This is a genomic window from Rhodoferax sp. (assembly GCF_028689305.1).
Taxonomy (GTDB): domain Bacteria; phylum Pseudomonadota; class Gammaproteobacteria; order Burkholderiales; family Burkholderiaceae_C; genus Rhodoferax.
In genome coordinates this window covers 21,135-47,134 of record NZ_JAQTWM010000022.1, presented here as the reverse complement: position 1 = coordinate 47,134, position 26,000 = coordinate 21,135, and the positions used below count along the sequence as shown (strand labels likewise).

Below are 26,000 nucleotides of genomic sequence, written 5' to 3'. Positions count from 1 at the left end.
TGGGCCCAGCGTTGCTCACGCGCACCCGGCGCCCGTGCCAGCTTGACCGCCAGCGGGCCGCCTTTGTCCTCGGCGCGGTCCTGCAGCTCTTCCAGAAAACCCTCGACGGACGAAATGTCGGCAAACTTGTACCAGCGTTCGGTATTGAGCCGCAGCTCTGCCGCGGTCTGTGGGCCACGCAACATCAGCATGCCCAGCAGCACCGCCGATTGCTCCGGCACACCGATGCCGCGCTGGGCATTGTGTTCAAAGCGGATGACCCGGCTGCCACTGGCTTCGCGCACCAGATGACGTTCCTTGAGCTGCTGAAGTGCTTCGATCACTTCGGCTTCGGACAGGTTCATGACCGGGTCACGGCTGCTTTTCTGGTTGCAACCCAGCGTGAGTGCGTTGAGCGACAGCGGGTAACTGTCTGGCACGGTGCGGGCCTTTTCCATCAGCGTGCCCAGCACACGGGCCTCGATCGGGGTCAGGGTCAGGGGGGCAGAGGAGGTGTCCGCAGGGATAGAGGTCAAAGTCATAATTCAGCCAAGTATGAAAAACATCGTTATTTTGATCTCAGGCAGCGGCTCCAACATGTTGGCCATCCTTAAAGCCGCACAGCGCGATCGCTGGGCGGCCAAATACCGCGCCCGGGTGAGCGCCGTCATCAGCAACCGGGCCGACGCTGCGGGCTTGGCGCTGGCGCGTGAGCAGGGTATCACCACCGAGGTGCTGGACCACAAGGCGTATGCCAGCCGTGACGCCTTTGATGCGGCCCTGGCGCAGCGGATCGACCACCTGGGTGGTCCCGGTGAACCCCTGGTGGTGCTGGCTGGTTTCATGCGGATACTGACCCCCGGTTTTGTCGGCCACTACAGCGGGCGGCTGCTCAATATCCATCCGTCGCTGTTGCCTGCATTTGCCGGGCTGAACACCCACCAGCGTGCCATTGACGCCGGTTGCCAGCTGGCCGGTGCCACCGTGCATCTGGTGACCCCCGAGCTGGACCATGGCCCGATCCTGGCCCAGGCCGCTGTACCGGTGCTGCCGCATGACAGCGCCGACACCCTGGCGGCCCGGGTGTTGACCCAAGAGCATGTAATCTACCCCGCAGCAATTGAAAAAATGCTACAAAAAACATAGCTGTATGTGCTTGTTTTACCTGGGCTGGAGGCTGTTTTTGTATCAATGATCTGTGGTGACTGGGGTCTGGCTGCCCGCCTGGCCCCAGACACCGGGTTGCGGGTGTCATCGCGCTGACACATCGGCCTTCTAAAGTGGTTTTTTTGATTGGCCATAGGGGTTGCAGATGCAGGTTTCTTTTGTTTTTCGTGGCGCGGCGACTGCCGTGCTGGCCTTGACCTTGGTCGCCTGTGCTGCGCCGGGGGGGCGCGGTGAGGCACCAGCGGTGTCGGCCAGCGGCAAATTCAGCTTTGGTTTGTGGGGTGACATGCCTTACAAGAAAGCAGGGGATGAGGCCAAGTTGCCCGCTGTGCTGCAAAGCATCAATGCCTCCGACATCGCGTTTTCGCTGTACGACGGCGACATCAAGGACGGCAGCTCGGCCTGCACCGACCAGGTCTTTACCGATGCCCTGAAGATGTTCAACACCCTGAAGCAACCGGTGGTGTATGTGCCCGGTGACAACGAGTGGACCGATTGCCATCGCCTCAACAATGGTGGCATGGACCCGCTGGAGCGCCTGGCGCATCTGCGCCGCGTGATGTATCCCAGCCTCGACAGCCTGGGCCAGACCACCCTGCCACTGGCGCACCAGGGCAAGCTTGGTGAAGCGTATGTGGAGAACACCCGTTTCAGCCACGGTGGTGTGGTGTTTGTCGGCATCAACATGCCCGGCAGCAACAACAATCTGGTGCTCAATGCCAAGGAGTGCACCGCCAAGAGTGCCCGTACCCTGGCCCAGTGTGACGCCGCCAATGCCGAATACCTGGCCCGTGACAGCGCCAATGTGGCATGGCTGAAGGCGTCGTTCGAGCAGGCGCGCGCGCAGCAGGCACGCGGTCTGGTGCTGGTGGTGCAGGGGGAGCCCGGCTTTGATCTGCCCGAAACCGAAGCATTTGACGAAAGCGCCCAGCTCAGCGTCAGTGGTTACCGCAACTTCATGGACAGGCTGGCCGAACAGACGGCAGCGTTTGCCGGCCAGGTGCTGTTTGTCCACGGGGATGTGCACAATTTCAAGCTGGACAAGCCACTGTACAAGCCCAACCAGCTACTGCCCAATTTCACCCGGGTGGAAACCTTTGGCAGCCCGAACCTGCACTGGCTCAAGGTCATCGTGGACCCGGCCAGCACCAACGTGTTCCAGATTGAGCCGGTGCTGGTCAAGCAACCCGCTTGATGCCCCGGGCAGCCTGAACGGCTGAGCCCACGACTTGAGGCGGGTGCTGCATTTCCCGTGCCGTGGCCGCAGGTGCGGCACTGGCAGTATCATGCCGCCATGGAAGCCAGGCAAGCCAATGCCTGGAGACCTCTTCCATCCATCCTCAAGAAGTGAGCTTTTGTGACCCAATCTGTTCAATATGGCGGGCGTCGTTGGCAACTGGTGGCGGCAGCCTGGTGTGCCCTGAACATCGGGCTCGGTGTGGTGTGCGGTGGAGCGTGGGCGGCTGACCCGGCCATGATCCGTATTGGTGTGACCAAGATCGTGTCGCACGCGGCGCTGGATGCCGATGAAAAAGGCTTTGAAGCCGGCCTGGCCAGCGCCGGGTTCAAGGAAGGGGTCAATGTCACCTACGACCGGCAGAATGCCCAGGGTGATCTGGCCAAGGCCCGGGCCATTGCGCTGAAGTTCAAGCGTGAGGAGGTGGCGCTGATCCACAGCATTTCCACGCCATCGACCCAGGCCGTGATGCAGAGCGGCTCGACGATTCCGCTGGTGTTTTCGGCCATCACCGACCCGGTCGGCGCCGGTATTGTGGCCAGGGACAGCACCCCCGGCAAAAAAACCGGCAGCCATGTGACCGGTGTCAGCGACCTGTGGCCGGTGTTGCTGCAAATGGAAACCTATGCCAAGTTTGTCCCGAATGCCAAAACCTGGGGCACCATCTACAACCCGGCCGAGACCAATTCGGTCATGCATGTGCGGATGATGCAAGAGGCGGCCAGACAGCTGGGCCTGACCTTGCTGGAGGCCAAGGTCGCCAACAGCGCGGAAGTTACGCAGGCGGTGCGTTCGCTGGTGGGCAAAGTCCAGGCCATCACGATCACCTCGGACAACACCGCAGTGGCCAGCATGGGGGACATTGCCAAGGTGTGTGACACCCACCATCTGCCGTTGTTTGCCGGTGATGTGGACAGCGTGCCGCGTGGTGCGGTGGCGGCTTACGGGCTGGACTATTTTCTGGTGGGGTATTCGGCCGGCAAAAAGGCGGCACTGGTGCTCAAAGGGGTCAAGCCCGGTGACATTCCCTGGGGACCGGTGGAGAAATTCAGCCTGGTGATCAACCGCAAGGCCGCGGCCAGCCAGGGCGTGACCCTCACGCCCGGGTTGCTGAAAAAGGCCGACAAAGTTTTGAATTAGTCGTTGCATGCGTTTGTTCAGCAGCATCAATGTGGCGGTGGTGGTTCTGGTGTTGGCCATGGGGCTGGGGTCTTATGTGGAAGTCCGTAGCGACGCCATGCACGCGCGCAGCCTGGAGATCAACATCGGTCTGGAGCGCATGGTTCGGCTGAACCAGGAACTCAACAGCATGTTGCAGTTGTCGGTGATGGAGCAAAACACCTTGCGTGCCGCCAGTTATGACACGCTCAATACCAAACTCCAGTCCACCATCCAGACGCTGGCGGAGTTGACCCGGGCGCAGAGCCTGTCGCAGGAAATCGAGGCGCTCAGCCAGGACCGCAGCCGTTTGCAGCGTGTTGAAGAAGACGCCATGAAGCTGATGCGCCAGGACCGTTGGGACGATGCACGCGGCATGTTGTTTGCCGAGGACTACCTGTTGTCCAAAAAGCTCTACGAAATCAACAGCGAAACCGCCGTCGGAGCGTTGACCGGTGAGCTGGCGGACAACGCCCGTTTTTCCGACCGCATCCGGGTCTCGGCGTGGCTGATGCGCGGCCTGGCCCTGCTGCTGCTGTTGTGGGCCGGTGTCAAGTACTCGCGCCGGATCAGCGCCGAATTGGCCGAACAGGCGCGTCTGCGTGCCGAAATCAGCCGGGCCAATGAAGTGCTGGAAGAAAAGGTCAGGCAACGCACCGCCGAGCTGGAGGATGCCAACCGCCAGCTGGAGGCACTGAGTGACACCGATGGCCTGACCGGCCTGTGCAACCGGCGCAAGTTTGATCGGGTCTGGGAGGTCGAATGGCTGCGCGCCGTTCGCCACGGCATGCCGCTGGCGGTGGCAATGATCGACGTCGACAAATTCAAGGACTACAACGACCACTATGGCCACCAGGCCGGAGATGATTGCCTCAAACATGTGGCCTCCACCATCGCAGCTTGTGTCCAACGTTCCGGCGAGCTGGTGGCCCGCTACGGCGGCGAGGAATTTGTCGTGGTGCTGCCTGGTCTGAACGCCCAGGAGGCGTCAGACGTGGTTGAAAAGATCCGTGCTGCGGTGGTGGCACGCAACATGCCGCACGCGCCGGCGTGCGGTCTGGACGTGGTCACGGTCAGTATCGGCGCGGTCTCGCGGGTTCCCCAGCAGGGTCAGCTGTTGACCGGGCTGATTCAAGAGGCCGACACCTGCCTGTACCGGGCCAAGGAACAGGGCCGCAATCGGGTGGTCATGGCTGGCGTCGGCTGGGGGCGCTCCAATTGAGTGATGGCGGCACTCTTTTTGCTATATAAATAATAGCTAAATGCGCTTGTTTTATCCGGGCTAGAGCCCATTTTGTTCGATAAAACTATTCGTGACGCAAAGCTTCGATCGGGTCCAGCCGGGCGGCCCGGCGTGCCGGGAAATAACCAAACACCACGCCAATGCCGGCAGAAAACACAAACGCGATCAGGTTGACACTGGGGCTGAAGACAAACGGCACATCCATGAAACGCGCCAGACCGATCGATGCGCCCAGCGCCAGCACCATGCCGATCAGGCCGCCAATGGCCGCCAGCACCACGGCCTCGATCAGGAACTGCAGCAAGACCTCGCCTTCGAGCGCGCCAATGGCCAAGCGCAGGCCAATTTCACGCGTGCGCTCGGTCACACTCACCAGCATGATGTTCATGATGCCGATGCCGCCCACCAGCAGGCTCACCGCCGCCACAGCGCCCAGCAGCATGGTCATGACCCTGGTGGTGCTGGCAAAGGTCTCGCCGAGTTGTTTGGTGTCGAGCACGTTGAAGTTGTCGTCATCACCTTCGGCCAGTTTGCGCCGCTCGCGCAGCACCTGGGTCAAGGCCGCCTTGACGCGCTCGGGGTCGGCATCGTCCTTCATCGACACCAGCAGGGTGTTGACACGGGTGTGGCCGGTGATGCGCCGCTGCAGCGTGTGCAGCGGCATCAGCACCACATCGTCCTGGTCGTTGCCGAACGCTCCCTGGCCCTTGGAGGCGAGCAGGCCGATGACTTCGCAGGTGATCTGCTTGACCCGGATGAAGCCGCCCACCGCAGCCCGCCCGGCAAACAGTTCACGCAGCACGGTCTGGCCAATCAGGCACACCGCAGCGCCGGCGCGTTGCTCATCTTCGGAAAAGCTGCGGCCTTCGGCAATTTTCCAGTTGCCGGTGACCAGCCAGTCGTTGCTGCTGCCCAGGATGCTGCTGCTCCAGTTGCGGCCATCGAGCACCACGGTGGCCGCGCTGCGGGCTTCAGGGGCGACCGCCAGCAGGCCACTGACCTGCGACATGATGGCGCCGGCATCGGCCTCCTTGAACGCCGGGGCGCCGCCACCGCCGCCAGGCATGCCCATGCGCTGGCCGGGGCGTACTTGCAGCAAATTGGTGCCCAGACCGGAGATCTGGTTCTGGATCGCCAGTGTGGCACCGTTGCCGACGGTGACCATGGTGATCACGGCGCTGACGCCGATGACAATGCCCAGCACGGTCAGAAACGAGCGCAGCAGGTTGCGCCGGATTGAGCGCAGGGCCAGGAGCAGGGTGCTAAGCCACATCAGGCCACCTCCGCCGCAGGGGTGTTGGGCGACCCCGCCGTGGCTGCCTGGGGCTGCAAGGCAGCCGGGTGCGGGTTGCGGGTGTCGCTGGCGACGATGCCGTCGACAAACCGCACGATACGCTTGGCGTACTGGGCCATGTCGAGCTCATGGGTCACCATCAGCACGGTGATGCCGTGATCGACGTTGAGTTTCCACAGCAGGTCCATGATCTCGTGGCTGCGCTGGGTGTCCAGGTTGCCGGTGGGCTCGTCGGCCAGCAGCACGGTGGGTTCGGTGACGATGGCACGGGCAATGGCCACACGTTGTTGCTGGCCTCCAGAGAGTTCGGCCGGGGTATGGTCTTCCCAGCCGGCCAGGCCGACCGAGGCCAGCGCATTTTTGGCGGCGCCGTGGCGCTGCCTGGCGGGCTCACCGCGGTACAGCAGAGGCAGTTCCACGTTCTCCTGCGCCGAGGTGCGGGCCAGCAGGTTGAAGCCCTGAAAGACAAAACCCAGGTAACGCCGGCGCAGCAGGGCGCGCTGGTCGCGGCTGAGCTGCTCCACATGGGCGCCGTTGAACAGGTAGGAGCCGGTGGTGGGGGTGTCCAGACAGCCCAGCATGTTCATGGCGGTGGACTTGCCCGAGCCGCTGGGCCCCATGATGGCGACAAAATCACCGGCTTCGATGCTCAGGTTGACCCCCTTGAGGGCCTGCAATGCCGTGGCGCCGCTGCCATAAACCTTGGTGACATTGGCGAGCTGGATCAGTGCTGGTGTGCTCATGATTTGTTGGCCGTCGCGTTGCCCGCGCGCTGGTCGGTGATGACGGCCATGCCCTCCTGCAGTTCGCCGCCGGTGATTTCGGTCATGCGGCCGTCGCTGATGCCGGGGGTGACCTTCACCGCCGCCGGCGCGCCGTCGCGCAGCACCCAAACCTGTTTGACCACGCTGTTGCCGTTGCCGCCAGCGCTTTTCTTGGCGCGCGGCATACGCGGCATCATGCTGCCCATGATGCCGCCGCCGGATTTGGCCGCCGTGGCTTCGGACTGGGTTGGGGTGAAACGCAGGGCGGTATTGGGCACCAGCAGCACGTTCTGGCGCTCGACCGCGGTGATGGTGCTGGTAGCGGTCATGCCCGGGCGCAGGCTCAGGTCGGTGTTGGCCACATCCATCTGGGTGATGTAGGTGACCACGTTGTCGGTGATGGTGGAGCCATAGGACACGCGGGTGATGTTGGCCGGAAAGCGCCGTGACGGGAAGGCACTCACGGTAAAGCTGGCTTTTTGCCCGACCTTGACGCGGCCGACATCGGCCTCGTCCACATTCACGCGCAACTGCAATTGGGTCAGGTCCTCGGCGATGGTGAACAGGGTGACGGCCTGCAGCGATGCTGCCACCGCGTTGCCGGGGTCCACCGAACGTGTCAGCACCACGCCGTCGATCGGTGAGCGGATCGAGGCCTTGGACAGATTGGTTTCGTCGGTGGCCAGCGCAGCGCGGGCCGAGTCCACATTGGCACGGGCGCTGGCTTCGGCCCCCTGGGCACGGTCCACGGCCGCACGGGCGCTGTCGAGCTCGGTGGCCGAAGGCACCTTGCCCCCTGACAGGCGCGCCACTTCTTCAAGGCGCGCCAGACTGGCCTGGCTTTCCTTGACGGTGGCGCTGGTCTGCGTCAACTGGGCTTGCGCGGCGGCCAATGCCGCGCGTGAGCGCGTCACCTGGTCACTGAGCTTGGCGGTGTCGAGCTCCACCAGCACCTGGCCTTTTTTCACACGGTCATTCACGTCCACCAGCACCCGCAGCACGGTGCCCGAGAGTTCACTGCCAATGTTGACCGAACGGGTGGGCTGTAGTGTGCCGTTGGCCGTCACGGTCAAGGTCAGGTTGCCACGGCCAGCCGCCTCGGTCACGTAGCTGGGGGCTGCTGCCGCCTGCTGGCTGCGCTGCCAGGCCAGGTAACCGCCGGCGGCCAGCACCACCACGGCCAGCGTCACCCAGGGGGTGCGGCGCTTCCACCAGGGGCGTGGGGCTGGCATGGTCAGCAGGGCCTGCAGGTCCTTGTTTGGGGCTGCAGTGACGGAATGGTCGGGGGAGGCAGAAGGAGCGGAGGTGGCGTTCATGGTGGTCACAAATCAAAAAAGGCGGATAGGAGGAAGCTGGGGCAGCATCGGGCAGGTTCATTCATGCCAGCCACCACCAAGGGCCTTGACCAGCCGGACATGGTCGGCGCTGAGTTCCGCTTGCAAGCTGGCGACACTGTCCTGGCTGCTCAGCAGCGTGCGCTGGGTCTGCAGCACCGTCTGAAAATCAATCAGGCCACTGTGGTAGCGGTTTTGTGCCAGCAGTGCGGCATTGCTGGCGGCGCGGGCGGCCAGCTGTTGCTGCCCCAGGCGCTCGCGGTCATTGCCCAGCGCCACCAGGGCGTCTTCGACTTCTTTCAGGGCGGTCAATACGGTGGCTTGGTAGGCCGCGCGTGCCTGCTCCAGGGCGGCCTGTTGGGCCAAAACCTGGCTTTGCGCGGCGCCACCGTCGAACAGGGGCACCGACACCGAGCCGAGCAGGCTGCCCGCCAGCGTGGCACCATTGCTCAGGCCAGCCAATGTCAGGGCACTCAGGGACAGTGAGCCACCCAGACTGAAGCTGGGGTAGCGTGCGGCGTCGGCGGCATCAACCCGGGCCAGCGCCGCTGTGATGCGGTGTTCCGCAGCGCGCACGTCAGCACGCTGGCGCAGGGTGTTGGCGGGTATCGCCGCGGTCAGGCTGCTGCTGGCCTGTGGTACCGCCCGTTCCGGGGTCAGCAGGGGGTCCAGCTCCAGCGGGCGCTGCCCGGTCAAAATCGCCAGGCTGTGTCGGGTTTTGGCCAGACTGGTTTGCAGCGCCGGGATTTGCGCTGCAGTTTGCGCCACCGAGCTTTGTGCCTGCTCCACCTCCAGCGAGGTCACCAGGCCAGCCTGGGCACGCCACTGGGTGATCTGCAATGTTTCCTGCTGGCTGGCCAGGTTGGTGTGGGCAATCGCCAATTGCGCTTGACTGCCACGCAACTGGATGTAGGCCAGAGCCACTTCGGCAGCGATGCTCACCTGCACATCACGCAGGCTGGCCTGAGCGGCCTGGGCGTCGGCTTCACTGGCGTTGATGCTGCTGCGGTTGGCACCGAAAACATCGGCTTCCCAGCGGGCGTCCAATCCAGCCTTGAAGTTGTTGTTGGCGTCGCTGAACTCCGTCTGGCTGCGCTGGGCCGATCCCGACAGGGTCAGGCTCGGGCCGGCCGCCGCCACTTTCCCGTCACGCAAGGCACGCGCCTGCTGCAAGGCGGCCTGAGCCGAGCGGATGCTGGTGTTGGCCTGCAGCGCCTGGGTGATCAGTTTGTTGAGCAGCGGGTCGGAAAAATCCTGCCACCAGGCGTTGTGGCTGAGCCCGGCCATGGGGGCTGCGGTGTGATTGGCGTCGGCTGGCACGGCTGGGCTGGCACAGCCGGCCAGCACCAGAGCCGCGACGGCCGTGCCGATCAGCAGGCCGGTCCGGCAGGACCAGCGGTGGTGGGCAGGGGGTATTGGGTTGGAAAACATCAGAGGGGTCAAAAAAACGTACTTGAAATGCTGGCCGCAGGGGTTCATGGCATTGTGCGGCAAGTTTTTGAAAGCAATCACTCGGACTGGTGAAGTCTTGTAAAGTTCCAAAGCGCCGGGTAGGGGTTGAGCGGCTGGTTCCTCCGGCTTGTGTCACAGGTCATGGGACAATTGACAGTTATGCATCCAAAAGCCCTGCTTGACGCCTGTTCCGAACTGGTGCGTCTCACCCTCAAATTCGATCATCCTGCTGACGCCATTGTGTCGCGCTTTTTTCGTGAACACCGGGGCCTGGGCCCGCGCGAACGTGCCACCCTGGCTGAGACGGTGTACACCGTGCTGCGCAAGAAGCTGTTGTTTGACCACCTGGCGCCTTCCGGCAGTGGCCCCAAGGAGCGCCGTCTGGCGATTCTGGGGTTTTACGGCCCCGGCGACTTTCTGCGCAGCGCGTTGACTGAGCAAGAGAAAAACTGGCTCGACCAATGTGAAAAGATCCAACCCGAAGACCTGATGGAACGCCACCGGCACAACTTGCCGGATTGGTTGGTGCAGCCGCTCAAAGACCAGTTGGGTGACGGGTTCTGGTCGCTGGTGGAGAGTTTCAACAAGGGCGCCGGACTGGATCTGCGCGTCAACACCTTCAAGGCCAAACGCGCGGAGGTGCAGAAGGAACTGGCCGCCGCCGGTGTCAGGGCGGTGCCCACCCCGTATTCCCCCTGGGGGCTGCGCATTGCCGGCAAACCGGCGCTCAACAAACATGAGGCGTTTGTCCGTGGTGACTTTGAAGTGCAGGACGAAGGTTCGCAACTGCTGGCCATGCTGCTGGATGCCAAGCGTGGTGAAATGGTCGTGGATTTTTGTGCCGGTGCCGGCGGCAAGACCCTGGCCATTGGTGCGGCCATGCGTTCTACCGGGCGACTGTATGCGTTTGACACCTCGGCCGGCCGGCTCGACGCCTTCAAGTCACGGCTGGCGCGTAGCGGCTTGAGCAACGTGCATCCGGCCGCCATTGCGCATGAGCGTGATGACCGGGTCAAACGCCTGTCCGGCAAAATTGACCGCGTGCTGGTGGATGCGCCATGCACCGGCATGGGCACGCTGCGCCGCAACCCCGATCTGAAATGGCGGCAAGACCTGAAGGCCGTGGAGGAAATGACGGTCAAACAAACTGCCATTTTGCAAAGCGCAGCGCGTCTGGTGAAGCCCGGTGGCCGCCTGGTGTACGCCACCTGCAGCGTATTGCCGCAGGAAAACGAGGCCATTGCCCTGGCATTTTCTGAGGCCAACAAGGACTTTGCGCCGCTGGATGCGGGCGAGGTGCTGGCCGGGCTCAAAGTGGAGCACGCCGCTGACTTGTGCAGCGGTGGAGAGAGCGGCCAGCGCTTCTTGCGCCTGTGGCCGCACCGCCACCAGACCGACGGCTTTTTTGCCGCCGTCTGGCAGCGCCAATAAAACAATTCATTTGAGAGAGACATTGAGATGACGTCGTTGGTTGACTGGGCCGCCCATGGCCTTCTGAGTTGGAGTGCTTGGCAAATGGTGCTGTTCACGCTGGTGATGACCCACATCACCATGCTCAGCGTCACCATTTTTTTGCACCGGCACCAGGCGCACCGTGCGCTGGACTTGCACCCGCTGGCCTCGCATTTTTTTCGCTTCTGGCTGTGGCTGACCACCGGGCAGGTGACCAAGGAGTGGGCCGCCATTCACCGCAAACACCACGCCAAATGTGAGCAACCCGAAGACCCGCACAGCCCACATGTCCATGGCATCCGAACCGTGCTGCTGCGGGGCTACGAGCTGTACCGCAAAGAGGCCGCCAACCAGGACACCCTGGCGCGTTTTGGCCATGGCACACCCAACGACTGGATCGAACGCAAGCTCTACACCCGGTTTTCCTATTCCGGTGTGGCCTTGATGCTGGTGATCGACCTGGCGCTGTTTGGCGCAGCGGGCTTAAGCGTGTGGGCGGTGCAAATGGTCTGGACCCCGGTGATGGCCGCCGGCATTGTCAACGGGGCGGCCCATTACTGGGGCTACCGCAACTTTGAAGCGCCTGATGCCAGCACCAACATCTCGCCCTGGGGCATTCTGATTGCGGGTGAAGAGCTGCACAACAACCATCACACCTATCCGACTTCGGCCAAGTTGTCGGTCAAGCCTTATGAGTTTGACATTGGCTGGGCCTATATCCGTGCGCTGCAGAAGGTGGGACTGGCCCGGGTCAAGAAGACGCCACCCAAGGCAGCCTTTGGCGATGTCCGCCCGGTCGCCGATGAGAAAACCCTGGAGGCCCTGATTGCCAATCGTTACGAGCTGATGGCCACTTATGCCAAGGGGATTCGCCGGGCTGCGCGTGCCGAGCTGGAGGCAATGCACGCCCGCAGCGCAGACGTTACCGTGATCAAGGTGGCCAAGCGCTGGATGCACCGTGACGTGGAAAAAGTGCCGGCGCACGCCGCCACTGAGCTGGCCAAAGCCCGTGCAGCGTCACCCATGCTGGACAAGATGGTCACCATGCGCGAGGAGCTGCGCCGGATGTGGCTTGACACCTCGGTGTCACGCGAGCAACTGGCCGGGGATCTGCATGCCTGGTGCCAGCGCGCAGAAGCCAGCGGCATTGCCGCCTTGCAGGAGTTTTCCTTGCGACTGCGCTCCGTGCAGGCTACGGCCTGAACAAGCCTTTGATGGCCTTATTGGCTTTGTCCAGCATCTGGGCACCTGACTGGGCCAGCAGCTTGTCAAAGCTCACCGCTGTTGAGAGCTTTTGCTTGAAGGCCTGAGCGACCTCCTGTCCCATCTCTTCGGGTGTCAGGCCGCCCTTGGCTTTGCCCAGATCACGTAACGTGATGTCCGGCAGCGCAACGGCCAGTGTTTTGCCGGCCATGAAGGGTGCGCTGACCTGGACTGTGGCATTGCGGACAGTGAGCCGCTCCACCGTCAGGCGCTTGCTGCTGGTTTTGCCGCCATGGTCCTGATCGGCTACTCCGGCCGCAGTCAAGATGTTTTGATGCAGCACATCAAAATTGGTAAGCGTAGCGCCTTTTTCGTAAATCACGTCCGGCGCCTTGATGGCAATGGTGCGAATTCGCACCACGTCCCTGGGCAGCGTGGTCATGTCCACAGTCAATTCGACTTCCTTCACTTTCAAGGCATACGCCGTCTTAAAACCAGCCGGATTGCTGACCTGCATGTCACGGATGATGCCTGTACCATCTTCGCTGCGGATGTCCACCGCACCCACGCTCACCTTGGCCTGGGTCATGGCGCTGGCGTGGGTCATGATGGCCTCTTTCACCAGGGTATCGAGATTGCCCCGCAGCCAAAACAGTCCCCCCAGTACCAGCGCCATTAGCAACGTCATGACGACGTCGATCTTTTTCATAGCTCACCTTCTTCTGCAACTCCTGGGCACCGCCCCCTGCAGCGAGCGGCCACAAAAAAGCCCGCTGCGTGAGCGGGCTTTTTATCAGGAAGAGACTGAATTACTTCAGTTTCATTTCCTTGTATTCCACGTGTTTGCGAGCTTTGGGATCAAATTTCTTGATCAGCAATTTCTCGGGAGTGGTCTTCTTGTTTTTGTCGGTGGTGTAGAAGTGACCGGTACCGGCTGTGGATTCCAGCTTGATTTTTTCGCGTCCGCCTTTGGTTGCCATGATGATTCCTTAATGAATTAGGCCTGACCACGTGCGCGCAGGTCTGCGAGCACAGCGTCAATACCGTTTTTGTCGATCAAACGCAGACCGGCGTTGGAAATACGCAGGCGAACCCAGCGGTTTTCAGACTCCACCCAGAAACGGCGGTATTGCAGGTTCGGCAGGAACCGGCGCTTGGTTTTGTTGTTGGCGTGGGAAACATTGTTCCCAACCATCGGGCCCTTGCCCGTGACTTCACATACGCGTGCCATATGGACACTCCGATATTTATAAACGGCCCTGACTGACGCCAGAAGCCTCACCTCGCCAAGAAATGGGTGGCGGTAACCCGATTGCTGCCTTGTTCCCTCACGGGAGAATTCAGCAAAGCCCGGCATTATAGCGGGCTTGCGGGCGGTTACGCCTGTTGCTCCAGAAAGCGCTGGGCATCGAGTGCCGCCATGCAGCCGGTGCCGGCGCTGGTGATGGCCTGGCGATAGACGTGATCCTGGACGTCACCCGCGGCAAAAATGCCGGGGACGCTGGTCTGGGTGGCAAAACCCTGGTTACCACCCTGGGTGATGATGTAACCACCGGCCATGTCGAGTTGGCCCTGGAAGATCTCGGTGTTGGGCGCGTGGCCAATGGCGATGAAGCAGCCCTTGAGCGTGAGGTCTTCCGTGGCACCGGTGTTGACATTTTTCACGCGCACGCCGGTGACACCGCTGGCATCACCAAGCACCTCGTCGAGTGTGGAGAAGGTGCGCAGCTCGATCTTGCCGGCAGCCACCTTGTCCATCAGCTTGTCGATCATGATGGGTTCGGCGCGGAATTTGTCGCGGCGATGGATCAGATACACCTTGCTGGCAATGTTGGACAGGTACAGCGCCTCTTCCACCGCCGTATTGCCGCCGCCGACCACGCAGCAGACTTCGTTGCGGTAGAAAAAACCGTCACAGGTGGCGCAGCCCGAGACGCCCCGGCCCATGAAGGCTTCCTCAGACGGCAGGCCCAGGTATTTGGCCGAGGCCCCGGTGGCCAGAATCAGCGCATCACAGGTGTAAGTGCCACTGTCGCCGGTCAGCGTGAATGGGCGCTTGGAAAAGTCGACCTTGTTGATGTGGTCAAACACCATTTCGGTCTTGAAGCGTTCGGCATGGGCCAGAAAACGTTGCATCAGGTCGGGGCCTTGGACACCTTCCACGTCGGCTGGCCAGTTGTCCACCTCGGTGGTGGTCATGAGTTGGCCGCCTTGGGCGATGCCAGTGATCAGCAGCGGATTCAGGTTGGCGCGCGCAGCATAGATGGCTGCGGTATAACCGGCGGGGCCCGAGCCCAGGATCAGAACTTGGGTATGGCGAGAAGTGCTCATGGGTTTCCTTTTTTATCAAGTGAACGTGCCGTGTACAGTATGCGGATACTATGTCAGACCACCCACAGCCCGAGACCTGGACGGCGAGATCCAGATCGGTTCTGTGGGTTGCTCTTTTGGGGGATTATGCGATGCAGAGGTTGACCAATCTGGATTTGTTACGTCGTGTACCAATATTTTCGGCGGTGACACCGGCACAGATGGCCCTGTTGGCCGGTGCGGTGACCAAGCAGCGTGTCAAGCGGGGTGAGTTGATTGTTGAGCAAGGGAAAAAAAGCGAAGCCCTGTACATCATTTTGTCAGGACGGGCCCGGGTGATCATGACGGACCGCCGCTTCCGGGAAGTCATCGTGGACACTCTAGAACCAGGTGACTATGTGGGTGAAATCAGCTTGATTGATGGCAAGGCCCATTCCGCCAACGTGCAGGCCGAGATCCAGACCGATTTGCTGGTGCTTGGCCATGAGGAATTCCTGCGCTGCCTGTCCAACAATCAGGCTATTGCCAACTCGGTCATCAAGGGGCTGGTACGCCGTTTGCGCAAGGCTGACGAAAAAATCAGTTCGTTGGCCTTGATGGATGTGTATGGCCGGGTCGCCAAGGTGCTGGTGGAGTCGGCCCAGCCAGCCGGCGAGCGGCAGTTGGTCATTCGCGAGAAAATCACCCGCCAGGACATTGCCAAGATGGTCGGCGCCTCGCGCGAGATGGTCAGCCGGGTGATGCGTGACTTCGAAGATCGGGGATTCATCAAGACGCAGGACGATGGTGTGATCCTGATCCAGGAGCGGCGTTCAACACTGCGTTAGCAGACGTGCGGGCCGGTTTCCCTCAGGATGACTGGTCCGGTTTCAGGTTTTATCAATGACTTATTCCCTCAATACACTGAAAACTTCGCGTGGCCCCAGCCCGCAGGCTGCGCGGTCCGGCTGGGGCCGGTTTGCAGATGAACTCAAGTTGGTCGGTGGTTTGCTGGCGCTGGTGCTGTGGTTGTCCGCGCTGGGCAGTTATTCACTGCAGGACATGGCCTGGTCCACTTCGGGCACAGGCGCGCCGGTGCTCAACCGGGCTGGGCTGGTGGGGGCCTGGCTGGCCGATGGCAGCTATTTCTTTCTCGGATTTTCGGTCTGGTGGTGTGTGGCGGCGGCGTTGCGTGCCTGGCTGTCAGCGCTGGCGCGCTGGTTGCGCGGACGTGACGATGGCGCGGTCGCGACCACCATGGCACCGGCGCAACTGGTGCACCGGCGCGCGTTGTTCTGGCTCGGGCTGGTCTTGCTGTTGTGCGCCAGCACCACACTTGAGTGGACACGCTTTTACAGTCTGGAGGCACGCCTGCCGGGCCATGGCGGTGGGGTGTTGGGTTATCTGCTGGGGCCGTTGAGTGTGCGCTGGCTCGGCTTCACCGGCTCCGGCCTGCTGGCCATCACGGCGGGGGTGATGGGGTCGGCACTGGTCTTTCGCTTCTCCTGGGGCCAGCTGGCCGAGCGGCTGGGCGCCTGGTTGTTTGCCCAGATCGAGAGCCGGCGCGAAAAAATCGAGGTGGAGCAGGACGTGGCCATGGGGCAGCAGGCGGCCCAGGCGCGTGCCGAGGTGCTGGTGGAGCAACGCCAAGACCTGGAGGAGCATCCTCACCCCAAGCCGGTGGTGGTGATCGACCCGGTGCTGGTGGATGTGCCCAAGAGTGAACGGGTGGCCAAGGAGCGGCAGAAAACCCTGTTTGTGGACGTGCTGGACAGCAAGCTGCCGCAGGTGGACTTGTTGGATGCAGCGCTGGTGCGCCAGGAAACCGTGGCCCCCGAAACGCTGGAGATGACCAGCCGGATGATCGAGAAGAAGCTCAAGGACTTTGGTGTGGACGTGACGGTGGTATTGGCACAGCCCGGGCCGGTCATCACGCGGTATGAAATCGAACCGGCCACCGGCGTCAAGGGGTCGCAGGTGGTGGGGCTGGCCAAAGACCTGGCGCGTTCGCTCAGCCTGGTGTCGATCCGCGTGGTGGAAACCATTCCCGGCAAACACCACATGGCGCTGGAGCTGCCCAATGCCAAACGGCAGACCATCAAGCTGTCGGAGATTCTCGGCTCCAAGGTTTACAACGAAGCCAAGTCGCTGTTGACGGTGGGCCTGGGCAAGGACATCGTCGGCAACCCGGTGGTGGCCGATCTGGCCAAGATGCCGCATGTGCTGGTGGCCGGCACCACCGGCTCGGGCAAGTCGGTGGGGATCAACGCCATGATCCTGAGTTTGCTGTACAAGGCTGAGGCCCATGATGTGCGGCTGATGATGATCGACCCCAAGATGCTGGAAATGTCGGTGTACGAAGGCATTCCGCACTTGCTGTGCCCGGTGGTGACCGACATGAAACAGGCCGCCAACGGCCTGACCTGGTGTGTCGCCGAAATGGAGCGCCGCTACAAACTCATGAGCAAGATGGGGGTGCGTAATCTGGCCGGCTTCAACACCCGCATGGATGAGGCCAAGGCGCGCGGCGAGTTCATCTACAACCCGTTCAGCCTGACGCCGGACTCCCCCGAGCCGCTGGAGCGCCTGCCGCACATCGTGGTGGTGATCGACGAGCTGGCCGACCTGATGATGGTGATTGGCAAGAAGATCGAGGAACTGATTGCACGGCTGGCGCAAAAGGCACGTGCCGCTGGCATCCACCTGATCCTGGCCACCCAGCGCCCCAGTGTGGATGTGATCACCGGCCTGATCAAGGCCAATATCCCGACGCGTATCGCCTTTCAGGTGTCCAGCAAGATCGACAGCCGCACCATTCTGGACCAGATGGGCGCCGAGGCCTTGCTGGGCATGGGCGACATGTTGTTCATGGCCAGCGGCACCGGTTTGCCGATCCGGGTGCACGGCGCCTTTGTCAGTGACGATGAAGTTCACCGCGTGGTCAGTTACCTGAAAAGCCAGGGTGAACCCAACTACATTGAAGGCGTGCTGGAAGGCGGTACCGTGGATGGTGAGGATGGCACGGCTGCTGCTGACGGCGGCGGCGGTGAAAAAGACCCGATGTACGACCAGGCCGTCGAAGTGGTGCTGAAAAACCGCAAGGCCAGCATCTCGCTGGTGCAGCGTCACCTCAAAATTGGTTACAACCGGGCGGCACGGCTGGTGGAAGACATGGAAAAAGCCGGCCTGGTCAGCAGCATGAGCAACAGCGGGCAGCGCGAAATCCTGGTCCCCGCACGCAACGATTCATAGGCCACTTCATGCCATTCAAAGCATTTTTATTTGCTATATTTATTATAGCTGCAAGTGTAGGTAATACCTGGGCTACGGGGCTGAAAAGCCTTGAATACTTCGTGAAAAACGTGAAAACCGGCAAAGCCGATTTCACTCAGGTGGTGACTTCCCCGAGCAAGGACGGGCAGTCGCCCCGGGTCAAAACCTCCACCGGCACCTTTGAATTTGCCCGGCCCAACCGCTTTCGCTTCAACTACGCCAAGCCGTTTGTGCAGACCATCGTCGCCGATGGGCAGACACTCTGGTTGTATGACCAGGACCTGAACCAGGTCACCGCCCGCAAACAATCGCAGGTGTTGGGGTCCACCCCGGCTGCGCTGGTGGCCGCGGCACCGGATCTGAAGGCGCTGCAATCGGATTTTGTCCTGGTGGATGCGCCGGATCAGGCTGGCCTGCAATGGGTGCTGGCCACGCCAAAGTCCCGGGACGGCCAGTTGCAGTCCGTGCGTGTCGGCTTGCGTCCGGGCACCGCGGCGGACACGGCAACGCTGGAAGTGCTGGACATTCTGGACAGTTTTGGCCAACGTTCGGTGTTGACCTTCAGCGGTTTTCAGGTCAATCCGGTGATGCCGGTCAGCCTCTTTGAATTCAAGGCCCCGGCTGGCGCAGATGTGCTCAGGCAGTAACCGGGTGGAGCGTTCTGATGCCAAAGTCTGAACCGCAGGGGCATGTCCCACTGGCCGAGCGCCTGCGTCCCAAAACGTTGGCCGAAGTGATTGGCCAGCAGCATTTGCTGGGCGAGGGCATGGCGCTGCGCCTGGCGTTTGAGTCGGGGCAGCCGCACAGCTGCATTTTCTGGGGTCCGCCGGGGACCGGCAAAACCACCATTGCCCGCCTGATGGCCGACGCGTTTGAGGCCCAGTTCATTACTATCAGCGCAGTGCTGGGCGGGGTCAAGGACATCCGCGAGGCGGTGGAGCGGGCGCAGCTGGCGCAAACGCAGGGGCGGCGCACCCTGGTGTTTGTGGACGAGGTGCACCGCTTCAACAAGAGCCAGCAGGACGCGTTTTTGCCGCATGTGGAAAGTGGCCTGTTCACCTTCATTGGCGCTACCACCGAGAACCCGTCGTTCGAGGTGAATTCGGCGCTGCTGTCTCGCGCTGCCGTTTATGTGCTGCAGCCGCTCAGTCCTGAAGATCTTAAGCAAATTGTGGCCTCAGCCCAGGTTTTGAAAGCACTTCCTGCTATTGAAAGCGTAGCGATTGAGCGTTTGGTCGCGTATGCTGATGGCGACGCCAGACGCCTGCTCAACACCCTGGAAACGCTGGCCGTGGCAGCCACGCAGGAGCAGCGCAGCGAGATCACCGATGTCTGGCTGCTCAAGGTGCTGGGTGAACGCATGCGCCGCTATGACAAGGGGGGCGAGCAGTTTTACGACACGATTTCTGCCCTGCACAAAAGTGTCCGCGGCAGCGATCCGGATGCGTCCCTGTATTGGCTGGTGCGTATGCTCGATGGCGGGGCCGACCCGCGGTACATGGCGCGCCGCCTGATCCGCATGGCCAGCGAAGACATCGGCCTGGCCGATCCGCGCGCTTTGCGGCTGGCGCTGGACGCGGCCGAGGTGTATGAACGCCTGGGCAGCCCGGAAGGCGAGCTGGCGCTGGCCGAATGTGTGGTGTATCTGGCCGTGGCACCCAAGAGCAATGCCGTCTACAAGGCGTTCAACGAAGCCAGGGCCCTGATCAAGAAGGACGGCACGCGCCCGGTGCCGATGCACCTGCGCAATGCGCCGACCAAACTCATGAAAGAGCTGGACTACGGCAAGGGTTACCGCTACGCCCACGACGAGGAAGGTGGTTTTGCCGCCGGTGAGCGTTACCTGCCCGATGGCATGGCACCGCCGGGCTTTTACCGGCCGGTGGAACGCGGGCTGGAAATCAAGATTGCCGACAAGCTCAGGCAGCTGAAACAGCGCAATGATCAAGCCCGCTGATGTGTTGTAAACATTGCTGATGGAGATTTGCCACAAGGGTAAACCCGGCAGTTCTGGGCCTGGCAAGCCCCAACCCCGTGACTACAATCGCGTCCACTTAGCCGCCGGCGCCTGTGTGCTGGCAGGCTTATTGCTTGAGACCAGACTGGTTGCCAGCTTTCCGGCTTGTTTTGCCGGAGCGCAACATAGACCAACAATTAGTCGGTGGAATTCACGGCTGAAAATCGGAGAAGTTTTTTATGGAAACCTTGATACAGCAGATCATCAACGGTCTGGTGTTGGGCAGCATGTACGCCCTGGTCGCCCTGGGCTACACCATGGTCTACGGCATCATTGGCCTGATCAATTTTGCCCACGGCGAAGTGCTGATGGTCGGTGCCCTGACCAGCTGGAGCATCATTGGCCTGATGCAAGAGTCGATGCCCGGCACCCCAGGCTGGATCATTTTGCTGGTTTCGCTGCTGATTGCCTGTGTGGTGGCGGCGGTGCTGAACTACAGCATTGAAAAACTGGCCTACCTGCCCCTGCGCAACAGCCCCCGGCTGGCGCCGTTGATCACCGCCATCGGCATGTCGATCCTGTTGCAGACACTGGCCATGATCATCTGGAAGCCCAACTACAAACCGTATCCCAGCCTGCTGCCCAATGTGCCGTATGAGGTGGGGGGGGCCGTGATCACTTTCACCCAGATCATGATCTTGGGCATGACCGCCATGTCGCTGGCGGTGTTGATGTGGCTGGTCAATTACACCAAGCTTGGCCGTGCCATGCGTGCGACCGCCGAAAACCCGCGGGTGGCGGCGCTGATGGGGGTCAAGCCTGATCTGGTGATTTCGGCCACCTTTGTGATTGGTGCGGTGCTGGCGGCCATTGCCGGTGTCATGTGGGCGGCCAACTATGGCACCGTGCAGCACACCATGGGTTTCCTGCCAGGCCTGAAAGCGTTCACGGCGGCGGTGTTTGGCGGTATTGGCAACCTTGCCGGTGCGGTGGTGGGCGGCGTCCTGCTCGGGCTGATCGAGTCGCTTGGTGCGGGCTACATCGGCCCCATCACCGGTGGTGTGCTGGGTAGCCACTATTCGGACATTTTTGCCTTCATTGTGCTGATCGTGGTGCTGACGCTGCGGCCTTCCGGCCTGCTGGGTGAGCGCGTGGCGGATCGGGCGTAAGGAGATAAAGCATGAAACAGAAACAAATCATCGTTTTCCTGCTGGCTGCCGTTGGCCTGCTGGTGGTGCCGTTGGTGCTGCAGGGGTTTGGCAATGCCTGGGTGCGTATTGCTGACATGGCCTTGTTGTACGTGTTGCTGGCACTGGGTTTGAACATTGTGGTCGGTTATGCCGGTTTGCTGGACTTGGGCTACGTGGCGTTTTTTGCCATTGGCGCCTATATGTATGCGCTGCTGGCCTCGCCTCACCTGACCGAAACCTTTCCGATGTTTGCCGCCATGTTCCCCAATGGCCTGCACACCCCGATCTGGGTGATCATTCCGGTGGCGGCCGGCCTAGCGGCACTGTTTGGGGTGTTGCTGGGGGCGCCTACGCTGCGGCTGCGGGGGGACTACCTGGCCATCGTGACGCTGGGGTTTGGTGAAATCATCCGTGTGTTCATGAACAATCTGGATCACCCGGTCAATATCACCAACGGTCCCAAGGGCATGGGCCAGATTGATTCACTGTCATTTTTTGGCATGAGTTTTGGCCGCAAGATCGAAGTGGCCGGGTTTGAGGTGGCTTCGGTGACCCTGTATTACTACCTGTTCCTGGTGCTGGTGGTGTTCAGCGTGGTCATTTCGCACCGCTTGCAGCTGTCGCGTGTCGGCCGGGCCTGGATGGCGATTCGTGAAGACGAAATTGCCGCCAAGGCCATGGGTATCAATACCCGCAACCTCAAATTGCTGGCGTTTGGCATGGGGGCCACTTTTGGCGGCGTCTCCGGTGCCATGTTTGCCTCGTTCCAAGGTTTCATTTCGCCAGAGTCATTCAGCCTGATGGAGTCCGTCATGATTGTGGCCATGGTGGTGCTGGGGGGCATTGGGCATTTGCCCGGGGTGATTCTGGGTGCGGTGGCGTTGTCGGCCTTACCTGAGGTGCTGCGCTACGTCGCCGGCCCATTGCAGTCGGTCACGGGCGGGCGGCTGGACGCTTCCATCCTGCGCCAGCTGCTGATTGCGCTGGCGATGATCAGCATCATGCTGATGCGTCCGCGTGGCCTGTGGCCCGCACCCGAACACGGCAAGGCATTGCCAAGCACCAAGGCCTGAGCGGGCCGCAGCAGTGTTGCAAAGGAATCAGACAATATGACAGACACAGTTCTCAACGTCGCCGGCGTGTCCAAGCGTTTTGGCGGATTGCAGGCCCTCAGTGACGTGGGCATTCAGATCAAGCGTGGTCAGGTTTACGGCTTGATCGGCCCCAACGGGGCGGGCAAGACCACTTTCTTCAACGTGCTGACCGGGTTGTACACGCCCGACACCGGTACGTTTGAGCTGGCAGGCAAACCCTATCAGCCCACGGCCGTGCATGAGGTGGCCAAAGCCGGCATCGCGCGTACCTTCCAGAACATCCGGCTGTTTGCCGAAATGACCGCGCTGGAAAACGTCATGGTCGGGCGCCATGTGCGCACCCATTCCGGCTTGCTTGGCGCGGTGTTGCGCAGCCCGGGGTTCAAGGCCGAAGAGGCCGCGATTGCCCAGCGTGCGCAGGAATTGCTGGACTACGTGGGCATTGGCCGCTTGACCGATTTCAAGGCACGCACCCTGAGTTACGGCGACCAGCGCCGACTGGAAATCGCCCGGGCCTTGGCCACCGACCCGCAGCTGATTGCGCTGGATGAGCCCGCTGCCGGCATGAACAGCACCGAAAAGGTGTTGCTGCGTGAGCTGATCGACAAGATCCGCAATGACAACCGCACCATTTTGCTGATTGAGCACGACGTGAAGCTGGTGATGGGCCTGTGTGACCGGGTGACGGTGCTGGACTACGGCAAGCAGATTGCCGAAGGGACGCCAGCGGATGTGCAACGCAATGACAAAGTGATTGAAGCCTATCTGGGCACGGGTGGCCACTGACATGACAAATACTCTTCTCAAGGTAAAAGGACTCAAGGTCGCCTACGGCGGTATTCAGGCCGTCAAGGGCGTTGACTTTGAGGTGCATGAAGGCGAACTGGTGTCGCTGATCGGCTCCAATGGCGCCGGCAAAACCACCACCATGAAGGCCATCACCGGGTCGTTGCCGATCAATGATGGCGACATTGAATATCTGGGCAAAAGCATCCGCGGCCAGGGTCCGTGGGATCTGGTCAAACAGGGCCTGGCCATGGTGCCCGAAGGCCGTGGTGTGTTTACCCGCATGACCATTCTGGAAAACCTGCAAATGGGTGCTTACATCCGCACCGACAAGGCAGACATCGTGGCCGATATTGACAAGGTGTTCACCATTTTCCCGCGCCTGAAAGAGCGCCGGGACCAGCTGGCCGGCACCATGAGTGGTGGTGAACAGCAGATGCTGGCCATGGGCCGTGCGCTGATGAGCCGTCCCAAGGTGCTGTTGCTGGATGAGCCGTCCATGGGTTTGTCGCCCATCATGGTGGACAAGATTTTTGAGGTGGTGCGTGACGTTTACGCGCAAGGTGTGACGGTGTTGCTGGTGGAGCAGAACGCCAGCCGGGCCCTGGCCATTGCCGATCGCGGGTATGTGATGGATTCCGGCCTGATCACCATGACGGGTGAAGGCAAGACCATGCTGACCGACCCCAAGGTGCGGGCTGCCTATCTGGGTGAATAGTTCCAGCAGCCAGCCTCGGTAAGGAGTTCCGGGGCCGGTCGGTTGATCCCGGGCAATGCGGTCAGAGTGAACCGTAGCTGGCCAGACGTTGCGTGTCCAGGATGCGGATGTCGCGTTTGTCGATGGCAATCAGCCCTTCGGCTTCGAGTTCGTGCAGCACCCGGGAAAAGTATTCCGGTGTGAGTGACAACAGCGACGCCAGTGCAGACTTGCTCACGGGCAGGCACACCGTGTGGGCACACGGCCCGGCGTCAACAGCACCTTTGGCTTCCCCCTGCACCTCGCGCAGCAGGTAACCGATCAATCGTTGGGTACCGTTGTGCAGGGCATAACTTTCGACGTCCTGCACCAGACCACGCAGGCGGCGCGAAATGCCGGCCAGCATACGCATGGCCAGGCGCGGATCACGCTCGATTTCCTGGACCACCGCCTGCTTGCTGATGCTCAGCAGCAAGGTGTCGGCCAGGGTCTGCACGTTGAGGAAGTACGGCTTGTCCAGGAACATGATGGCTTCGGCAAACGTCTGTCCAGCCCCCACCAGCTCGATGATCTTTTCCTGTCCCTCGGCATTGGCCACGTACAGCTTGACCTGACCAACCACCACCACATGAAAGGCCTCACACGGGTCACCCACCCGGAACACGGTTTCGCCACGGGGCAGGCGTCTGAGTTCACAGCTGCGTACCAGCGGTTCACGTTCGGTGTCGGACAAATCGGCAAACAGCGGTAGCACCGACAGATAGGCCCGGATGTTGAAAGGCGCATGTTCTTTTTTCACGAGGTCTGAAAAAGGATAGTTCTATAAGACATTTTGCCATGTAGCCCGCATCAAAAGGGTATGCATAGCTATGAATAATATAGCTGAATCAGACCGCCTGCGCGACCAGCTGGAGGGCGAGCTTGTTGTGGCGTTCAACCAGCGGGCCCAGATCGACCGTGGTCAATTGGCCCCGGCGTACCACCACCTTGCCATTGACCACGGTGTAGGCCGCCTGGGGGCTGGCGCACAGCAGCAGGGCCCCTACCGGGTCATGTACCGCGCCACCGGCAAAGGTCACGGTGTTCAGATCAAACAGGGCCAGATCGGCACACATGCCGGGCGCCAGATGGCCAATGTCACCACGGCCCAACACCTGGGCGCCACCCCGGGTGGCCAGGGACAGGGCGTCACGCGCTGTCATGTCGGCCGGGCCCAGGTCGCAGCCATATCGGATTTGACGGTGGCCTGTGTCATCGGTCTGTGTCTGTGGCGCCTGCATGGCGCGGCCAACCCGCGCCAGCAGCAGGGCCTGCCGCGCTTCGTTGACCATGTGCGCCGCATCATTGCTGGCGCTGCCGTCCACCCCCAGGCCCACCGGCACGCCAGCGTCGAGCATTTGGCGCACCGGAGCGATGCCGCTAGCCAGCCGCATGTTGCTGCACGGGCAGTGCGCCACGCCGGTACGGGTGCTGGCAAACAGGCCGATGCCGGCGTCGTCGAGTTTGACGCAATGGGCGTGCCACACATCATGGCCGAGCCAGCCCAGGTCCTGGGCGTATTCGGCCGGGGTGCAGTTGAATTTTTCGCGCGAGTAGGCCAGGTCATGATCGTTCTCGGCCAGGTGGGTGTGCAAGCGTACGCCGCAGCTGCGTGCCAGCTGGGCGGATTCGCGCATCAGGTCGCGGCTGACGCTGAAGGGTGAGCAGGGCGCGACGGCGACGTTGACCATCGCGCCATGCGCCCTGTCGTGCCAGGTTTCGATCAGGCGCTGGGTGTCTTTGAGGATGGCGTCTTCGTTTTCCACCATACGGTCAGGGGGTAAACCGCCCTGACTCTGGCCGACACTCATGCTGCCGCGCGTGGCCATGAAACGCATGCCAATGTGGCGTGCGGCTTCGATGCTGTCATCCAGCCGCACCCCGTTGGGGTAGAGGTAGAGGTGGTCGCTGCTGGTGGTGCAGCCGCTGAGCAACAGTTCGGCCATGGCCACCTGGGTGCTCACCTGCACCATCTCGGGGGTCAGCCCGGCCCAGATCGGGTACAGGCCACGCAGCCAGCCAAACAATTCGGCGTTTTGCACCTGGGGGATCGCCCGGGTCAGCGACTGGCTCATGTGGTGGTGGGTGTTGACCAGCCCGGGCGTGACCAGATGGCCACGGGCGTCAATCACCTCGTCCGCCGTTTGGGGCAGGTCGGTGGCGGGGCCGATGGTCTCGATGCGATGGCCACGCACCAGGATCGACGCGTCAGCCCACTGCCGGGCCAGAGCTGGGTTGGGATGGTCAAAAGTGGCAATACAGCGAGCGTTCTTGATCAGGAGGGTGCGCATGATGGGGCAGTTTTTACGGCATTTTTGTAAATAAGTTGATTTTGCTCAAGGTCTGGGTAACTGAGGCGCGGCAAAGTGGGCGCCATGTTTTCAGTTAACTC

25 protein-coding genes are annotated in these 26,000 nt (G+C 61.6%); 14 read left to right on the top strand and 11 right to left on the bottom strand.

Annotated features, from left to right (window positions below):
• On the bottom strand, window positions 1-521 hold a 521-nt coding region (locus tag PHW99_RS06955; RefSeq protein WP_300175101.1), incomplete at its 3' end, for a YceH family protein.
• Between the two features lie 13 nt (window positions 522-534).
• Here PHW99_RS06955 and purN point away from each other — a divergent pair.
• From purN to PHW99_RS06935, 4 genes are all read left to right on the top strand, one after another.
• Window positions 535-1,125, top strand: a complete 591-nt coding sequence (gene purN / locus PHW99_RS06950) for a phosphoribosylglycinamide formyltransferase (RefSeq protein WP_300175099.1) — start codon at window positions 535-537, stop codon at window positions 1,123-1,125.
• A 166-nt stretch (window positions 1,126-1,291) separates the two neighbouring features.
• Entirely contained in the window at window positions 1,292-2,341 is a 1,050-nt protein-coding gene (locus PHW99_RS06945; RefSeq protein WP_300175097.1) for a hypothetical protein, read from the top strand.
• Between the two features lie 162 nt (window positions 2,342-2,503).
• The gene (locus tag PHW99_RS06940; protein WP_300175095.1) at window positions 2,504-3,523 is read left to right on the top strand and encodes an ABC transporter substrate-binding protein; all 1,020 of its coding nucleotides are present in this window, start codon (window positions 2,504-2,506) and stop codon (window positions 3,521-3,523) included.
• Between the two features lie 7 nt (window positions 3,524-3,530).
• The gene (locus PHW99_RS06935; RefSeq protein WP_300175093.1) at window positions 3,531-4,763 is read left to right on the top strand and encodes a GGDEF domain-containing protein; all 1,233 of its coding nucleotides are present in this window, start codon (window positions 3,531-3,533) and stop codon (window positions 4,761-4,763) included.
• A gap of 85 nt (window positions 4,764-4,848) precedes the next feature.
• Here the strand turns inward: PHW99_RS06935 and PHW99_RS06930 are convergent, their stop codons facing one another.
• From PHW99_RS06930 to PHW99_RS06915, 4 genes are read right to left on the bottom strand one after another with little or no spacing between them, the layout of a single operon-like run.
• The gene (locus tag PHW99_RS06930) at window positions 4,849-6,057 is read right to left on the bottom strand and encodes an ABC transporter permease (RefSeq protein WP_300175091.1); all 1,209 of its coding nucleotides are present in this window, start codon (window positions 6,055-6,057) and stop codon (window positions 4,849-4,851) included.
• Window positions 6,057-6,821 (bottom strand): ABC transporter ATP-binding protein, encoded by a 765-nt coding sequence (locus tag PHW99_RS06925; RefSeq protein ID WP_300175089.1) that lies wholly within the window; start codon window positions 6,819-6,821, stop codon window positions 6,057-6,059. Before PHW99_RS06925 ends, PHW99_RS06930 begins: the two co-directional genes overlap by 1 nt.
• Entirely contained in the window at window positions 6,818-8,158 is a 1,341-nt protein-coding gene (locus tag PHW99_RS06920; protein WP_300175087.1) for an efflux RND transporter periplasmic adaptor subunit, read from the bottom strand. Before PHW99_RS06920 ends, PHW99_RS06925 begins: the two co-directional genes overlap by 4 nt.
• A 57-nt stretch (window positions 8,159-8,215) precedes the next feature.
• Window positions 8,216-9,607: an efflux transporter outer membrane subunit gene (locus PHW99_RS06915; protein WP_300175085.1), complete on the bottom strand. Its 1,392-nt coding sequence runs from the start codon at window positions 9,605-9,607 to the stop codon at window positions 8,216-8,218.
• A 180-nt stretch (window positions 9,608-9,787) separates the two neighbouring features.
• On the opposite strand from PHW99_RS06915, the gene PHW99_RS06910 reads away from it, so the two are divergent.
• Both PHW99_RS06910 and PHW99_RS06905 read left to right on the top strand, forming a co-directional pair.
• On the top strand, window positions 9,788-11,059 hold the full coding sequence (locus PHW99_RS06910; RefSeq protein WP_300175083.1) for an RsmB/NOP family class I SAM-dependent RNA methyltransferase: 1,272 nt from the start codon (window positions 9,788-9,790) through the stop codon (window positions 11,057-11,059).
• A gap of 27 nt (window positions 11,060-11,086) precedes the next feature.
• Entirely contained in the window at window positions 11,087-12,283 is a 1,197-nt protein-coding gene (locus tag PHW99_RS06905) for a fatty acid desaturase (protein ID WP_300175080.1), read from the top strand.
• Here the strand turns inward: PHW99_RS06905 and PHW99_RS06900 are convergent.
• The 4 genes from PHW99_RS06900 to trxB form a co-directional block, all read right to left on the bottom strand.
• Window positions 12,273-12,992, bottom strand: a complete 720-nt coding sequence (locus PHW99_RS06900) for a hypothetical protein (protein WP_300175078.1) — start codon at window positions 12,990-12,992, stop codon at window positions 12,273-12,275. The genes PHW99_RS06905 and PHW99_RS06900 overlap by 11 nt on opposite strands.
• Before the next feature lie 100 nt (window positions 12,993-13,092).
• Window positions 13,093-13,263: a 50S ribosomal protein L33 gene (rpmG, locus tag PHW99_RS06895; RefSeq protein WP_300175076.1), complete on the bottom strand. Its 171-nt coding sequence runs from the start codon at window positions 13,261-13,263 to the stop codon at window positions 13,093-13,095.
• 17 nt (window positions 13,264-13,280) lie between these two features.
• A complete protein-coding gene (gene rpmB, locus PHW99_RS06890; protein ID WP_056667014.1) occupies window positions 13,281-13,514 on the bottom strand; it encodes a 50S ribosomal protein L28 in 234 nt (77 codons plus the stop codon).
• 146 nt (window positions 13,515-13,660) lie between these two features.
• A complete protein-coding gene (trxB, locus tag PHW99_RS06885; RefSeq protein ID WP_300175073.1) occupies window positions 13,661-14,614 on the bottom strand; it encodes a thioredoxin-disulfide reductase in 954 nt (317 codons plus the stop codon).
• Window positions 14,615-14,745: 131 nt separating this feature from the next.
• On the opposite strand from trxB, the gene PHW99_RS06880 reads away from it, so the two are divergent.
• The 8 genes from PHW99_RS06880 to PHW99_RS06845 all read left to right on the top strand — a co-directional run bounded on the left by PHW99_RS06880 (window position 14,746) and on the right by PHW99_RS06845 (window position 23,590).
• The gene (locus PHW99_RS06880) at window positions 14,746-15,420 is read left to right on the top strand and encodes a Crp/Fnr family transcriptional regulator (RefSeq protein ID WP_300175071.1); all 675 of its coding nucleotides are present in this window, start codon (window positions 14,746-14,748) and stop codon (window positions 15,418-15,420) included.
• A 55-nt stretch (window positions 15,421-15,475) separates the two neighbouring features.
• Complete coding sequence (locus tag PHW99_RS06875) at window positions 15,476-17,824, top strand: DNA translocase FtsK (RefSeq protein ID WP_300175069.1); 2,349 nt, start codon at window positions 15,476-15,478, stop codon at window positions 17,822-17,824.
• Between the two features lie 8 nt (window positions 17,825-17,832).
• Window positions 17,833-18,492, top strand: coding sequence for an outer membrane lipoprotein chaperone LolA (gene lolA, locus PHW99_RS06870; protein ID WP_300175067.1), 660 nt, complete (start codon window positions 17,833-17,835; stop codon window positions 18,490-18,492).
• Between the two features lie 17 nt (window positions 18,493-18,509).
• Window positions 18,510-19,802, top strand: a complete 1,293-nt coding sequence (locus tag PHW99_RS06865; protein WP_300175065.1) for a replication-associated recombination protein A — start codon at window positions 18,510-18,512, stop codon at window positions 19,800-19,802.
• Window positions 19,803-20,041: 239 nt separating this feature from the next.
• Complete coding sequence (locus PHW99_RS06860; RefSeq protein WP_300175063.1) at window positions 20,042-20,971, top strand: branched-chain amino acid ABC transporter permease; 930 nt, start codon at window positions 20,042-20,044, stop codon at window positions 20,969-20,971.
• Between the two features lie 11 nt (window positions 20,972-20,982).
• A complete protein-coding gene (locus PHW99_RS06855) occupies window positions 20,983-22,065 on the top strand; it encodes an ABC transporter ATP-binding protein (RefSeq protein WP_300175061.1) in 1,083 nt (360 codons plus the stop codon).
• 36 nt (window positions 22,066-22,101) lie between these two features.
• Window positions 22,102-22,872: an ABC transporter ATP-binding protein gene (locus PHW99_RS06850; protein ID WP_300175059.1), complete on the top strand. Its 771-nt coding sequence runs from the start codon at window positions 22,102-22,104 to the stop codon at window positions 22,870-22,872.
• Window position 22,873: 1 nt separating this feature from the next.
• Entirely contained in the window at window positions 22,874-23,590 is a 717-nt protein-coding gene (locus PHW99_RS06845; protein ID WP_300175057.1) for an ABC transporter ATP-binding protein, read from the top strand.
• A 61-nt stretch (window positions 23,591-23,651) separates the two neighbouring features.
• On the opposite strand, the gene PHW99_RS06840 is transcribed toward PHW99_RS06845, so the two are convergent.
• Together PHW99_RS06840 and PHW99_RS06835 are read right to left on the bottom strand one after the other, a co-directional pair.
• On the bottom strand, window positions 23,652-24,368 hold the full coding sequence (locus PHW99_RS06840; RefSeq protein ID WP_300175055.1) for a Crp/Fnr family transcriptional regulator: 717 nt from the start codon (window positions 24,366-24,368) through the stop codon (window positions 23,652-23,654).
• A gap of 88 nt (window positions 24,369-24,456) precedes the next feature.
• The gene (locus PHW99_RS06835) at window positions 24,457-25,899 is read right to left on the bottom strand and encodes an 8-oxoguanine deaminase (RefSeq protein WP_300175053.1); all 1,443 of its coding nucleotides are present in this window, start codon (window positions 25,897-25,899) and stop codon (window positions 24,457-24,459) included.
• Window positions 25,900-26,000 lie beyond the last annotated feature (101 nt).